Consider the following 14,056-nt stretch of genomic DNA (forward strand, 5'->3'; position numbering starts at 1 on the left):
CTGATGGCTGGGCAATGGGAGCCGGATGAGCTGCGAGGTTCACGTCCGGTTCTGCGAGAGCCGGGGGGTGAAACTCCCCCCGGCTACTCACCTCGTCCTGCGTCACCAGGTCACCGTCTTGGAACGCCAACTCGGCGCTGAGACCAGAGTGAGATTCGCACCCGAAGACCGGGCCTTTCTCGCCGCGCTCCTGACCTCGCTGCCCCGCGAGGTCCTACGCCGGTTGCGGCTTCTCGTCCGGCCGGACACCGTCCTGCGCTGGCACCGCGATCTGATGAGACGTCGTCATGCCCGTACCTGCCGGCCGAAACGACGTGGGCGCCCACCCACGGTCCGCTCCATCCGCGCTCTCGTCCTGCGCCTGGTTCGGGAGAACCCGGCCTGGGGCTACCGGCGAGTCCACGGAGAGCTCACCACGCTCGGCATCGAGATCGCACCGTCCACGGTCTGGGAGATCCTCAAGCAGGCAGGTCTTGATCCGGCGCCCGAGCGGGCGTCCACCAGATGGGCCGACTTCCTGCGCTCGCAAGCCGACGCGCTGCTGGCCTGCGATTTCATCGAGACCATCACCTTGAACGGGCAGCGCCAGTACATCCTGGCAGTCATCGAGCACTCCACCAGGCGCATCCGGGTACTCGGCACCACCGCGCACCCGAGCGCCGACTGGGTTACCCAGGCAATCAGAAACCTGGTGATGGACCTGGACGATGCGGACTGCCGGGCGCGCTATCTGATCCGAGATCGGGACGGGAAGTTCCCAGCCCTCATGGACGAGATCCTCGCCGAGGCCGGCATCAAGACAGTGCTCACCGGCATCCGGATGCCGCGCATGAACTCGATCATGGAGCGATGGGTACAGTCCTGCCGCCGTGAACTCCTCGACCGCTGCCTGCTCTGGAACGAACGCCACCTGTGGCACGCCCTTCGCGAGTACGAACGGTTCTACAACCAGCATCGAGCCCACCAAGCCCTGGGCCAAGCGGCTCCGCTACGCACGGTCCCCGATCCGATCACGGATCCCGAGCAAATCATCGACCTGAACATACGCCGACGAGACCGGCTCGGCGGCCTCCTCCACGAGTACTCACATGCGGCTTGACCTGCACGGATGGAATTATCGGCAGGCGCACAGTTCCTGCGGCGGGACACTCGGCCGGCCATCGGTCGCCGCGTACAGGTCGGCGAACATCTCCTCGGGAAACAGCTCATCACGATGCTCGGCCAAGAACGCGTACACGCTGCCTGCCGGGATCAACTCCCGGCAGGTGCTCCACACATCCGGCCCGATCGGCCGCTCGCGACGATGCCCCATCATGCTGCCCAGCCTGACCCCCGACCTGCATGATCGGAAGCCTGACCAGCAACATCATCAGAAGGCTCCTAGTCCGCCGGCCGGGCCGCCAGACACCAGAGGTCCACCGGGTCGCCGGGGAGCTGGAGCAGGTGGCGGGTGGTGTCGGGGGCGGCGATCATGACGTGGCCTCCCGGAGGGATGCCGATGTCGGCGAGCTGGGTGGCGGCGACATCGGCGTCGAGCTCGCCATCGGTTTCGATCATGACCGTGAGACCGGGATGACGGGCGGCGGTGATCTTCCAGGGGCCGCCACATGCGGTGCAGCGCGAGTCGAGCGTCCAGGCCGACTCGCCGGCCCGCACCTGGCACAGGTTCCGGCACCTTGTGCAGGGGGCGGCCAGGACGATGGGCTCCGACGGGACGATCAAGCCGCCCGCGGTCTGCTCGCGCACGACATCGACCAGATCGGCCACGGTACGCGGCCTGGACAGGCTCTCGGGCGCGCGCCGGGCCGGCAGCGGTTCGTGCTCCCCCGGGCATTGGGGATTGGGCAGCAGATTCGACCGCCGAAACGTCGCCCGCCGGATGTCACCGGAGAAACGGCGCCCGTACGCGCTCTCGTCGCCGTGCAGAAGGTTCATGACCTGTTCGGCCATCATCCCGCCGAGCACTGACGCGGTGGACTGGATAGCCGGAATGACGTTGCGCCGCGCGGCCTCCCGCGCGTACTCGCGGCAGGACATGGAGGAGAACGTGGCCGGATTGAAGCAGCGGTAGCAGTTGGCTCCCCGCTCGCCGGAGAAGGCGGAGAAGTTGTACTCGGGCCCCGCGAAACCGCCTTCGACGAGCGGTTTGCCATGCAGTCGCGCGCGTTCGGACAGCCAGGCGCGGGCCCTGATGCCGTCGACGGCCGACACCACCACATCGGCCCAGCGGATGCAGCCGTCCCCGGCGCGCTGCACGGTCGTCTCGCGAAAGCGGATTTCGGGGGACTCGGCGGTGTTGACGGCGAGCGCGCGGTGCGCGACGCAGGACGCTTTGCGGCCGCCGCGGCGTACGCGCTCGGCGGGGGACGGGAAAAACGGCGACCGCGTCGCGTTGTGGTCCTCGAACTCGTCGAAGTCGATGAGCAGGAACCGGCCGACGCCGCTCAGCGCGAGGGTCTGCAGGATGTTCTGGCCCAGCGCGCCCAGGCCCACGACGAGCACCTGCGCCCGGGCGAGTCGCGTGGGATCGTATCCGGCCAGTATTGATCGGGAATGGAGGGCGTCCTCGCTCATGTGTCCTTCGCTCAGTTAACTTTCTGGTGGATGTCGCAGCCGCACATCGCCGCCGATCGCCCGGTGCGCAGGCAGACCGCGTTGGCGTTGGTCCACTGACGGGGGTTCTCGAACCCCGGATCCGGCGGCTCCGCCTCGGCTGGCGGATTCGGGCTGGGCGGGAGCGAAGTGATGATCTCGAAATCCGGATGCACCTCGGGGGGCTGTGCGTGATCGAGGGTGTAGCCGACGGTGTCCGTACGGCCTTTACTCCCCCCGCGGATCAGCGCCCAGATCACCAGGATCACCAGGATCGCGATGATCGCGATTCCCACGAGGGCGTCCATGTCCCACCCCTCCTTTGCTATCTCTCAGGCAGATCCACACGACCCACCTCGTGCAATGCGCGATTGCCCAAGGCACTCAGCGTGAGGATGTTCTTCTTGCCCCTGCGGATCGCGATGGTCACCTCCGGATCAAAGCCGACGATCTGCCCGTCGAGGTACCAGAGGATCGGGAGGGGCGGTTCGGTGCGCGCGCGGCAGCGCGCCGAGCCTCTGTCGCTCTCGATCACGCACCACCAGGAGAGGTTGGTGGGCCGGGGTTCCTCCGGTACGAAGAACGGAGTGCTCGCGACCGGAGGCGGTGCCGATGACGGAGCGGCCGCGGGGCCAGGGGCCGGCCGCAGCGTTTGAAGCAGCGCCACCAGGACGACGCCCAACCCCGCCGCCACGGCGACGGTCGTGATGAGCCGCCGGAGCTGAGTGACTGACGGAGCGGGGGGCCTTTCCCGGATCTGCACCGGTCGCCCTACCGGCGACAGCGCGGGACGGGTTTCAGGCGGGAGCAGAGCCTGTGCCGCGTCTCGATCCGCAGCGGGCTCGGCCGCCACGGATCCCGGGTCATCGTACGAGTCGATCTCCCCGGCTGAGTCGGGGCCCATGTGCAGTCTCGCCCAGGGAGCGCCCGCCGCGAACACGAGCAGCCCGACGTGCGAGGACTTGTCCCACATCGTCTGGTTGGCGCGGTCATGTGAGCTGTACGGGCTGGCGACCTCGTGGCTGTGCCACCAGCCGACGACATCCGCGCTCGCCTCGCGTTCGGCCAGTTCCTCACGCAGCATTTGCGTGCCCTCGGGGGTGAGGTGGAACCAGCCGCGACCGCCGGACTCGGGCGGGGCGGCGGCCATGCCGGTAATGATCAGGTACGCGCCTTGGTTGTCGCGGAACGCCCGTCCGGCCAGCAGCCCACCGGTTTCGCGCGGGGCGGCGTGGCGCGCGTGCCGCCGTAAGCGCGCCGCCACTTCGCGGTCGACGTAGACGCTCGAACTGTCGTCGACCGTGATGCGGATATACCGGCGATAGCCGCTGCGCGCACGGAACGGCACATCGAACTGCTCTCCGACGATCTCGAAGTCGGGATCCTGCCCAGACACGGCGCCCCTACCACTCAATCGACCGGCGGTCGACGATCTCGAAGTCGGGCCCCGGGTCAGGCGTATCACCGTAGAGCCAGCCTGGCAGCGCCGGGTACACCATGTCTGGATTCAGCGCACGGCCGTGGTAGTGGTCGGCGTGGTACTTGATCGCCTCGTCGTTCCATCCGGCATAGCCGGGGCCACGGCCCTTCTCGTCCCAGTTGAGCATCATCGCGACGTGGATGATCAACTCCCCGAGGGTCACATGGCCTTTTCGGGCCAGCCAGAACTCCGAGCCGATGCAGATGGGCGAGCTCCTCTGGAAGTGTGGCGACCAGGGGATGGGCTCGGAGATCAGCCAGGTCACCGGCTCCGCCAGCGGATAGTCGGCGCGGTCCAGATCGACGCCGAACACCGTCTCATCCCGGAACGTGCCAGGCCCGACCAGAGTGGGGATCCGCAGGCGCATGACATACTTGCTCGCCCAGCCGCCCTCGTCCACGCCGATGATCTCGTTGCGCTCGGCCTCCAGGTCGCCGCGGCCGCGATACGCCCCGAAGTCGAACATCGGGCCGCGCATGTCGGAGAGGACGCGGAAGTCGAACCTACGGCGCTCGATCAGCTCGGCCGGCCTCATCAGCCTCGCCCCGCGCCGCTCGTCGCGTGAATGACCCGGAGGTTCGCGCCGTCCTGGATCCCCGCGTCGGCCAGGCTCTGCGTGTCGTGCAGCAGGTTGTTGGAGCGGGTGTCCTGGAGTTTGTACTGGCCCACGTCGCTGGCCTGCGGAATGAACCCCGCGTTGATCATCTGCTGCACCAGCCATGCCGCTGAGGAATCGCGCGGCACCTTGACCGAGAGAAGTTGTGACGGGTTCGTGGGATGCAGGAAATTGATAAGAGTCTTGTTATCCACAGCTCTTTCCGGGGTTGTCTCGGCGGTCTACATGGAGGGCTCAGGACGCGGAATTCCGGCTCTACGGCTCCGACCCGATCCATCCGAGGATGTCGAATTCACTGTCGTGCCCGGCGTGTGCCGGGCACCTGGTGCCATTGCCCGCGGCGGCCTCGGCGCATCTGTTCCCGGACGGGTCCACGTGTCCGCAGACGGGCGCGCAGACGAGTACCAGTTCCGGTTCGAAATCCGAATCTGTGCGCCGTTCCAGTGGGGACGGCGTCGATGACGTCGCAGCAGACTCCAAGGGCTGCTGTTCATGTGTGATCAGGAAGGGCAGGCCTCGCGCGGGCGCGACCGAGAGGATCTCCGCCAGTTGCGCATGCGTGGGCTCATGGCCCCGCACGACGAACTTCTCGGGCCTGTTGGACAGGACTCGGATCTCCTGGTTCGCGATCGCGACGAGGGTGGGGGCGGCGGACTCCGGGAGGTCGGCGAAGAACCAGGCGCAGAGTTGGTAGACACCTCTGCTCAGCTGCAACCGGAGACGCTCGCCATACCGAACCGGGATACTGTAATGCCACGCGTCGCCCCGCCGCAGCCCGATCATGACCACTGAAGGACGCGGCCCATGACCCGCTTCGAACTCGGCGCGCAGCTCGCCGGCCGGAGGTCCCGAAGTGGGAGCGTGTGCCCGCAGCGGGCGCCAGAAATCTCGACGGCGAAGCTCGTCGATCCCGAGGGCGAACATCGCCTCGAGGAGAGCCTTGACGATTAAGTCCATCCACCCCGCCCGTAATAGTTTGTGCAGTGCCTTTCCTCCGAGGTACCGTCCCGACGACGGGCCACGTTCCCGCTCGGTCGGCTCGTCGCATTCGCCGGCCGGCCGAAGCCCGTCGTTACACGGCCCAGGAGCCGGTGACCGGCAGGTCCTCCCCGCTCGGCCGATCTTGCGACGCCGTTCCTACTAGGCTCCAACGTCGCCCCCCAGGCGGTGAGCAGCAGACCGCTCGTCACGGTGACCACCACAAGCACCGCCGCACGAATACGTATTCGAAATATCGAAAGCCTCCCCTCTTCCTCCCAGCCACCCCCGGTTCTTCTGGAGCAGCTTTCACCAGGAGACATGCGGCAACGAAAGAGAAAGTTCGCGCTGCTGTCCGTGTCTTGATGGCCTCCTCATCTTGGCCACAGCGGTCAGTGCATCGCCAGAGATCTGGGATGAGAAGGGACGTCAGAACGTTCTTCCCTAGCTGTCCTGCAGGAATGTGGGTGGGTGGAATATCCTGGGATGCACCAAGGTGTGGCGGGGGCATCATGAGAGTGGGAGAAGCGGTCATGACGCATGCCGAAATAGGCAGTTTGGCGGCCCTTCTTAAGGAGCTGAAGGACCGCACTCCCCACAGCTACGACGCTCTCGCCAAGCGGCTGCGGATCAGCACCTCCACGCTCCATCGGTACTGCAGCGGCGCTACCCTGCCCGCCGATTACGCTCCCATCGAGGGCTTCGCCCGTCTGTGTAAGGCCACCCCCGGTGAACTGGACGAGTTACACCGTCGATGGGCGCGGGCCAATGCACTCCGCGCAACCTCCGCGTTGGCAGCTCCCGTCACCGGAGATGCGGAGACCGACTCCCGGCGCACGGTGCCGCTCGCCGATCGGCCGGACGGCGCGGTCCCTCCGGGGTCACCCGGCCGGGGCGCCTCCCTGCAGATCTGGCGGAATGCCCCTCGGGGCCACCTCACACGTCGGACCGTTGTCCTCGGCGGATTGGCCCTGGTCGCGGGGGGCATTCCCGCTGGCATCTGGTTGGCTGACAGCACACGCGTACCCGAACCCGTCGCCGCGTGGCCGCTCGATGAGAGACCCGGAGCGAAGATCGCGAAGGACGCCGCGGGCAGCTATGACGGCACTGCGGCAGCGGTGGGCTGGGGCGCAGGCAGCGACGGGGCCGCCCGGTTCGACGGTCTCGACGGTCTCGGCAGTCGGGTGACCACCGCCGGGCCGGTGCTCAAGACCGGCCAGGGCCACAGCTACACCGTCTCCGCCTGGGCATGGCTCGACACCCTGACCCCGGCATCGGATTTCGTCACCGTCGTCAGCCAGTCCGCCGGTAGCCTGACCGCTTTCTACTTGCAATACTGGAAGAATCCAAATCGCTGGGCCTTCTCCGGGCCCTCCACCAGTGCCGAGTTTCGTGTGTTGTCGTCCATCAAAGCCGCCCCACGTCGCTGGACTCACCTTGTCGGCGTTCGTGACAGGGACATGTGGACTCTCTATGTTGACGGGAAACAGATGGGCTCGGCCGAGGTCGAGGACGGTGCCAGGTCCGAGTCAAGCGCGGACCAACTGATCATCGGAGGCGCGCGCGATGACGGCCATCTGTACACGGACCTCTTCCCCGGCAGCATCAAGAATGTCCAGGTCTTCGACCAGGCCCTTACCCTGGACGAGATCAAAGCGCTCGGCCGACCGCGATAGAAAGCCCGACGGAGTCGTATTCGAACGGTCCCCGTCGGCGGCCCCCGGCCACCGATCGCCGACTCCCGATCCCACAACAGTGTCCTGGCCACCCAGCCGATCGACCTCCTCCTGCAGGAGTGTCGATCTTCTTGTCTCGCGGGTCGGCCTAGGCCCGTCCAACCGGCTGGGCGAGCCCCTGCCTCGCACCCTGATCGCGGGCCGTGCGCCAACTGGAGATCAGTGAGCTTGTGCCAACCTGAAACCGCAGGCCAGGGAACTTGCCTGATCGTGATTGGGCGCACTCGGGCTGGTGAAGCCTGGGGATCATGACAAGTGATCGTCCGCCATCAGCAGGTCCATGCATCTCGCCAATCCACCGCAGCCGATCACATCCACCCTCTAGTATCCGTATCCGTGTGGTTATTCACGGTAATCACCGGAGATGAGGCAGGATGTCATCGCTGCTGGAACGGATCGCCGCCCGCCGTGCCGAACTGACCGAGCAAGCACAGCACCTGGCCAAGCAACTGTGCGCCTGCCGAAAATTCCATCCATGCAGTTCAAGCGGCGTGTGAGTACTCGTGGAGGACACCGCCGAGCCGGGCTCGTCGGCGTACTTTCAGGTCGATGATTCGCTCTAGATCCGTGATCGGATCGGGGACGGTACGCAGCGGCGCTGCTTGGCCCAGGGCTTGATGGGCTCGATGCTGGTTGTAGAAGTCTTCGTATTCGCGAAGCGCGTGCCGCAGGTGGTGTTCGTTCCAGAGCAGGCAGCGGTCGAGAAGCTCGTTGCGGCATGACTGCACCCACCGCTCCATGATCGAGTTCATGCGCGGCATCCGGATGCCGGTGAGCACCGTCTTGATGCCGGCCTCGGCGAGGATCTCGTCCATGAGGGCTGGGAACTTCCCGTCCCTATCTCGGATCAGATAGCGCGCCCGGCAGTCCGCATCGTCCAGGTCCATCACCAGGTTTCTGATTGCCTGGGTAACCCAGTCGGCGCTCGGGTGCGCGGTGGTGCCGAGTACCCGGATGCGTCTGGTGGAGTGCTCGATGACTGCCAGGATGTACTGGCGCTGCCCGTTCAAGGTGATGGTCTCGATGAAATCGCAGGCCAGCAGCGCGTCGGCTTGCGAGCGCAGGAAGTCGGCCCATCTGGTGGACGCCCGCTCGGGCGCCGGATCGAGCCCTTCCTGCTTGAGAATTTCCCATACCGTGGACGGCGCGACCTTGATGCTCAGTGTGGTGAGCTCTCCGTGGATCCGTCGGTAGCCCCAGCTGGGGTTCTCCCGGACCAGGCGCAGGATGAGGGTGCGGATGGAGTGGACGGTGGGTGGGCGGCCAGGCCGCTTCGGTCGGCAGGTACGGGCATGGCGCCGTCTCATCATGTCGCGGTGCCAGCGCAGGACCGTGTCCGGTCGGACGAGGAGTCGCAGCTGGCGCAGGACCTCTCGGGGCAGCGAGGTCAGGAGAGCGGCGAGAAGGGCCCGGTCTTCGGGTGCGAATTTCACTTTGGTGTCAGCACCAAGTTGGCGTTCCAGGACGGTGACCTGGTGACGCAGGATGAGGATCTCCACGTCCTTGTCCCGATCGCTCATGGGCAGCAACCGCAGCGCGGCAAAGGCGTTCGTGACGGTCAGATAGGCCAGGCGAAGGAGCACAGCGGATCATCCTGCCGTACACGCTTTCGTCTCCCGGGGGACCGGAGCTCGTGTACGCCAAGCAAAGCCCTCGCAGAGTCATGACCTGGGCGGATGTAATTATCGGCAGGCGCAAAGTCGAGCGTTTCCCCTCCTCCCTCTGGTCTCCCATCGAGCAGGGGAGGGCGGGCAGCCCTCTCGTCAATCGCAGCGTACGCACCGCAATTCTTGTCAGGGCGGCGGCGCCGGGCACGCTGAAGGCCGCCCAGCATGCACCGTCGCATGATCAAGCCCCGGCGCTCCTGAGGCTAGACGACCGTGGAACGCCAGGCGTTCCTGGCCAGGCGCACCAGGCCGGCCAGGAACGCCCGAGGGTGTCGCCGGGGGTCAGCCGCCCAAGATGGACAGGGTGTAGGTCTGGGTGGGGTGCCAGGGGCCGTTGAGCTCACACTGCCAGTCCCTGGCCTCACCGCGGTCGACATAGCCGCGGCCGTCCCAGGCGCATTGAGCCCAGGTGAAGTAGTTGCGGTTGACCGCGTACCAGTAATCCTCGTGCTGCTGGACGGTCGGGGTGGCCGACGCCGGGGCGGCGACGAGGGCGGCAACAGCAAAGGCGGCTGTTGCGGCCAGCGACGCTGCGGTGAGCCGAGCAGCGCGAGGCGTGATCATCATGCTGGGTGGTCCCTTCGGTGGGGAGTGTTTACGCCTCCGAGGATACACTCACAGTTATTAGGCGACTACTATATGTAATCAATGCCTGGCTTTTGCGTAAGCGCTGGACGCGCCCGGCTGGCCGGGGGCCCAGGACTCTACTGACGGGTAGCTACGCTAAGTGTCGGGAGTACTGGAACGGGATCCGGCGTTAACGGGGTTCCCGCTGGTCAGTGAGTCGAGCGTTTCCCCTCCTCTGAATCCGGCCCGCGCCGGATTTCGTTCCATCGCCAGTAGGCGGTTTCCGGGAAGAAGTGATCAGGTCGGGCCCGTCAGGTCGCGCTCCGCTGGTCATGGTCGCGCAGCATGCGCCGCGTCATGCGCGACCCTTGTTGGGCGACAGGATTGTGACAGTGCTTTGCGGCAACAGGTCAGTAACGCTGTTACACAGCGTTACTGACCTGTCTCTAGCAGGCGCAGGAGTCGCCCTTCTCCGCGCCGTCACCTCGACCCCGAAGGAGGCGGCCCTTCTCCCGGTCACCTTCCCGGACCTGAGGTCGGGTTGCGGTCAGGTGCCGGCTGGGATGACTTCGATCTGGTCGAGGTTTTCCCACAGGTTCGGGATGGGTGTGCCGTCGGCGGTGGTGGCGGCCGGTGTGGGGTCGCTCACCTTCGGGGGTGCCTGGTCGGTGTGCGGGTAGGTGCGCCCGACGTAGGAGCCGCTGTCGAAGGTGAGGGTGGCGTTGGTGACCGTGGAGTCGTCGGCGCGGACCGGGATGAGCTCGTGTTTTTCCGACCACAGCGCGCCGGCGTGGTCGGCGGGCACCTCGTAGGTGACGCCGACGGTCTTGGACTCCATGCTGGTGACACCGTAGCGGCGGCTGTAGCCCATTTCGATCGAGGTGCTGACGGAGGTCTCCACGGTGGTGCTGGCCCCCACGCCGAACGGCTTGGCCGAGGCCTCCACGCCGACGCTGACCCCGACGGTGATCCCGGTGGTGAGGGAGAACTCCTCCGATTTCTCGGTGGAGACGCCCTGCGTGACGCTCTCGGAGATCTGCCCGCCGCCGGCGCCGCGGTAGTCCACGTGCCGGACGAGGGCAAAGGTCCGCTTGCGCAGGATCTTGTAGAACGGCGAATGCTCGGCCTTCCACCGGCGGGTCCGCGCCGGGTCGGCGACCAGGAAGAACGGCACGGTGACGGCCCGGTCGGTGATGATGGTCTGCGCCGGCGGCGAGTTGTAGTTCTCCAGGTCGGGGGTGTCGGGGCCGTCCAGCTTGTCGACCACGGCGGGCAGGTCCAGGATCCAGGTCGTGGCGGTGGGCGCCGGGTTCGGGTCGGGGTTGTAGGACATGGTGCCGACGGGCAGCAGCAGGTGTTCTTCGGCGTCGCCGTGCGGGTAGGGCGGGGTCACGTTGTGGCGAAACCAGGTTAGGGCGCCGGATGTGCTCAGCTCGGCCTGCCGGGCGTAGGTGCGGCCGTTGTGCGTCTTTTTCACGCAGGCCACCGCGTCGGGGGCAGGGGTGCTCCCGGCCGGGGTGACGTACACGCCCAGCGCGGCATAGCCGCTGGGCGCGTTGGGCTGCCAGATGGTGGCGTAGTGGATGTGGCCGGCCTTGAGCTCGGCCAGGCGGGTGAACCCGGTCGGCGACTTCAGGAGATCTCCCTGTGCGGAGCAGTCCTTGACCACCAGCGCGACGTCTTCGGACGGGTGGCACAGCACGGTGCCGAGTGATCGCCAGCCGGACGGCGGTACCGGGTTCTGGATGATCATGCCACGTGTGGTAGAGCTGTCCGTGAAGGTGCTGGTGAAGCGGAGTTCGAGATCGCCGTAGCGTTGCGTCTGCGCCGCCGTGGTGCCGGCGGCCGGCGCGGATGAGCGCTCGGCTCTGGCGTGGTCAGGTGTGCCGTGCAGGGTGGCCTCGGTGGCCTCGGCCACGACCTCGGCGACCTCGCGGCGGGTGGGGGCGGTTGTCGTCTTGGGCCGGTCGGTCCTGGTGTTGTCCGTGCTCACGGTGGCTCTCCCTTGTCATCCAACGTCCACCCCTATTCGTGGTCGGTTGGTGGCAACGAGTAACGGCCGATCGTGGCAAGACGAGGCCAGATCTCGTACGGTTCGATGGCTCGCATGGCCACTCTGTGTTTATAAAGACTACAAAAAGTGACAGGTGGAGGAGAGTCATGCGTACCGTTCTCGCCCGCACCGCCACGAGCGCAGCCTTGGCGGCCCTGCCCATCATCGGATTCGCCACTCCCGCGCACGCCACCATCCCAAAGGCCAGCATCGCCCTGCACGTTACCGACATCGAAGGCGTGCCAGTGCGATCAGCCAGGCTGACCTGCAACCCCGCAGGCGGCACCCACCCTCATGCCGATGCGGCCTGCGCCGCTCTTAAGCACGTCAACGGCGACATCGGAGCACGCCCCCACGGCCACACCCCCTGCCCCAAGGAGTATCTGCCAGTGACGGCGAGGGCTAGCGGTGTATGGAACGGCAAGGCGATCCGTTTCCATGAGGACTACTCCAACGCCTGCGAACTTCGCACCGCGACTGGGCCGGTATTCGGCTTCTGACACGGCTGCGTGGACGTGCACCGTTCCCATGCTCGGTAATAGACTAGGAGGCAGGCCAGCGACCACGGCCGATTTGACTGCGGTGGGAGGCATGGGAGTCTCCCGTCTTCTTCAAAGTGCCGCTTGTATGACTACTTTTAGTAATAAAAACTACTTGTCGTTACGGCGGTGGAAGAAACCCCGCGCGAGATTCTTCAGGTACTCGAAGATCGCGCCGATGTCAGCGGAGATTGCGTCCTATTGGGCCACTCCGGGTGGGTGGTGACCGGCGGGCGATGATCCCGCCGGCTTTGGCCGATGCGATCATCGCCCGCCGTGGTGCGCTGCACTGCTCGTAACCGCAGGGCGCGATCCGCTACATATGCCCCGGGTCCGTGAGCTTGCAGACCTTGATCGGATGCGCCAACTGGCTGCCTGGGTGCTGATGCATCGTGTTCAGCGCATTAATGGGTACGCGATGATCGTTCAATCGCGGCATCCGGGCATGCGGCGGGCGGACGATGTCTTTACGCGATGAGTTTCTTGGCCGCGGCGGGGACCTCGGCGACGGTTGGGAACGGGCGCGGATATGGTGCCCCGATGCCGAACTGGCCGGCCAGCGTGTCGGCGAATGCGGCGGCGATGCGCAACTCGCCCTGGGCGTTGGGGTGGGTGCCGTCCCAGGTGTGGGCCGAGGCAACGAATTCGGCGTGTGTGGCCGCGATCACGATTGGCGACTCGGGCGTGTGCAGGTCGCAACTGGTGGTGATCAGCCGTCGGTTGAACTCGCTGACCCGGGCGTTGAAGATCGGGTCCACGCCGGCTTTGTGGGTGTCCAGCAGTGTTCCGAGCACCAGTCGCAGCGCCGGATTGCCGCTGCGGGCCGCGGTGATGAAGGTGCGCAGGCTGGCCTCGTTCTGCTCGGGGGTGTGGTCGTACCAGAACAGATCGTTGATCCCGAGCAGCACCAGAAGGTAGTCGGGGCGGTGCGCGGAGACCTTGGCCGCGATCTCGTCCATCTCCAGGCAGTACGGTCTGCCCCACTGCGCGTCGTGATCGGTGTCGAAATCGGGATCGGCGTAGGCGCGGTCTCCGTCGCCTACCTGGGATGTGGTGATGGCGTCCAGATCATTCTTGGGGCCGACGAAGTCGAGGTTCACTCCGTGCGTGCGTAGGTGCTGGTAGAGGCGGTAGCGCCAGGTCCAGTCTCCGCTGCTGCCATGGCTGATGGAGTCCCCGACGATCATGAGGTTAACGACATTGCCCGCCGCGTGGTGTGATGACACACAGTGAATTTTAATTACTCTAAGTTAATATGGTCAAGGCTCAATGGGTCACATCGCCGACTGCTCCGTGACCTTTCTTGATCGCCTCTTGGCTGGCTCGTACGGCTGTCAAACGTTCTCTGCCTCATGAGGTGTCCGAGCGGCTTTCCGAGGCGCAACGGGTCTGGTGTTCGGATGGTGCTACGCTGCCGGGCAAGCCTGGCTGGTGCTGCCGAAGGATGCCTGGGCTCGGATCAACCAGGCCAGGCCGGACACCACGCCGTCAAACGCTGGGATGCCCTGGCTGCCGGGCGCGAGGCCGCCCATAGTGGACGGCGCGCCGGGTCTGCCCTACCTCCTCAGTCGACACTCGGTCCTGTGCGGTGCCCAAACTCGTCCATGGCATCTGGCTTGGCCTTCTATCCTCGGCACTCGTGTTTCTACGCCTGCTGTATCTGATGATGGTCCGGTTGTCCGGCTGGTTGTCGCTTCTCGCGCGAGGTGACGCCTCCAAGGACGTGGAGATCTGTGTGCCACGAACGCTGTTGGAGGTTGCGATGTAGAAGGTCGTGCTTTCTGAAGGCGGTGCTGTGCTGGTGATGGAGGTTGGCCCTCCGAGATCG

General features: G+C 66.0%; 14 protein-coding genes and 1 pseudogene. 4 read left to right on the forward strand and 11 right to left on the reverse strand.

The window, feature by feature from the left end; genetic code table 11:
* The first annotated feature begins 148 nt into the window (after positions 1-148).
* Complete coding sequence (locus tag AB0I81_RS63380; protein WP_360680434.1) at positions 149-1,099, forward strand: integrase core domain-containing protein; 951 nt, start codon at positions 149-151, stop codon at positions 1,097-1,099.
* A gap of 42 nt (positions 1,100-1,141) precedes the next feature.
* On the opposite strand, the pseudogene AB0I81_RS63385 reads toward AB0I81_RS63380, so the two are convergent.
* The 7 genes and pseudogenes from AB0I81_RS63385 to AB0I81_RS63415 all read right to left on the reverse strand — a co-directional run.
* Positions 1,142-1,315 (reverse strand): annotated as a pseudogene (locus tag AB0I81_RS63385) (IS5/IS1182 family transposase); the annotation flags it as partial.
* A gap of 65 nt (positions 1,316-1,380) precedes the next feature.
* Positions 1,381-2,574: a ThiF family adenylyltransferase gene (locus tag AB0I81_RS63390; RefSeq protein WP_360680437.1), complete on the reverse strand. Its 1,194-nt coding sequence runs from the start codon at positions 2,572-2,574 to the stop codon at positions 1,381-1,383.
* Positions 2,575-2,585: 11 nt separating this feature from the next.
* Entirely contained in the window at positions 2,586-2,900 is a 315-nt protein-coding gene (locus AB0I81_RS63395; protein WP_360680439.1) for a hypothetical protein, read from the reverse strand.
* A gap of 17 nt (positions 2,901-2,917) precedes the next feature.
* Positions 2,918-3,988: a Mov34/MPN/PAD-1 family protein gene (locus tag AB0I81_RS63400; protein ID WP_360680442.1), complete on the reverse strand. Its 1,071-nt coding sequence runs from the start codon at positions 3,986-3,988 to the stop codon at positions 2,918-2,920.
* Positions 3,989-3,995: 7 nt separating this feature from the next.
* Positions 3,996-4,607 (reverse strand): hypothetical protein, encoded by a 612-nt coding sequence (locus AB0I81_RS63405; protein ID WP_360680445.1) that lies wholly within the window; start codon positions 4,605-4,607, stop codon positions 3,996-3,998.
* Entirely contained in the window at positions 4,607-4,882 is a 276-nt protein-coding gene (locus AB0I81_RS63410) for a hypothetical protein (protein ID WP_360680448.1), read from the reverse strand. The genes AB0I81_RS63405 and AB0I81_RS63410 overlap by 1 nt, the downstream gene beginning before the upstream one ends.
* 61 nt (positions 4,883-4,943) lie before the next feature.
* Positions 4,944-5,645 (reverse strand): hypothetical protein, encoded by a 702-nt coding sequence (locus tag AB0I81_RS63415; protein WP_360680451.1) that lies wholly within the window; start codon positions 5,643-5,645, stop codon positions 4,944-4,946.
* A 554-nt stretch (positions 5,646-6,199) separates the two neighbouring features.
* On the opposite strand from AB0I81_RS63415, the gene AB0I81_RS63420 reads away from it, so the two are divergent.
* Both AB0I81_RS63420 and AB0I81_RS63425 read left to right on the forward strand, forming a co-directional pair.
* Complete coding sequence (locus AB0I81_RS63420) at positions 6,200-7,342, forward strand: LamG-like jellyroll fold domain-containing protein (RefSeq protein WP_360680454.1); 1,143 nt, start codon at positions 6,200-6,202, stop codon at positions 7,340-7,342.
* 434 nt (positions 7,343-7,776) lie between these two features.
* Positions 7,777-7,899, forward strand: a complete 123-nt coding sequence (locus tag AB0I81_RS63425; protein ID WP_360680456.1) for a hypothetical protein — start codon at positions 7,777-7,779, stop codon at positions 7,897-7,899.
* On the opposite strand, the gene AB0I81_RS63430 is transcribed toward AB0I81_RS63425, so the two are convergent.
* The 3 genes from AB0I81_RS63430 to AB0I81_RS63440 all read right to left on the reverse strand — a co-directional run bounded on the left by AB0I81_RS63430 (position 7,885) and on the right by AB0I81_RS63440 (position 11,629).
* Complete coding sequence (locus tag AB0I81_RS63430; RefSeq protein WP_360680459.1) at positions 7,885-8,985, reverse strand: integrase core domain-containing protein; 1,101 nt, start codon at positions 8,983-8,985, stop codon at positions 7,885-7,887. The genes AB0I81_RS63425 and AB0I81_RS63430 overlap by 15 nt on opposite strands.
* Positions 8,986-9,351: 366 nt before the next feature.
* Positions 9,352-9,636, reverse strand: coding sequence for a hypothetical protein (locus tag AB0I81_RS63435; protein WP_360680461.1), 285 nt, complete (start codon positions 9,634-9,636; stop codon positions 9,352-9,354).
* Positions 9,637-10,183: 547 nt separating this feature from the next.
* The gene (locus AB0I81_RS63440; protein ID WP_360680463.1) at positions 10,184-11,629 is read right to left on the reverse strand and encodes a Vps62-related protein; all 1,446 of its coding nucleotides are present in this window, start codon (positions 11,627-11,629) and stop codon (positions 10,184-10,186) included.
* 167 nt (positions 11,630-11,796) lie between these two features.
* On the opposite strand from AB0I81_RS63440, the gene AB0I81_RS63445 reads away from it, so the two are divergent.
* Entirely contained in the window at positions 11,797-12,189 is a 393-nt protein-coding gene (locus AB0I81_RS63445) for an SSI family serine proteinase inhibitor (protein WP_360680465.1), read from the forward strand.
* Positions 12,190-12,695: 506 nt separating this feature from the next.
* Here the strand turns inward: AB0I81_RS63445 and AB0I81_RS63450 are convergent.
* Positions 12,696-13,454, reverse strand: coding sequence for a GDSL-type esterase/lipase family protein (locus tag AB0I81_RS63450; protein WP_360680468.1), 759 nt, complete (start codon positions 13,452-13,454; stop codon positions 12,696-12,698).
* Between the last annotated feature and the right edge of the window lie 602 nt (positions 13,455-14,056).

The sequence above is a fragment of the Nonomuraea sp. NPDC050404 genome (genome assembly GCF_040655495.1).
In the GTDB taxonomy this organism is placed as follows: domain Bacteria; phylum Actinomycetota; class Actinomycetes; order Streptosporangiales; family Streptosporangiaceae; genus Nonomuraea.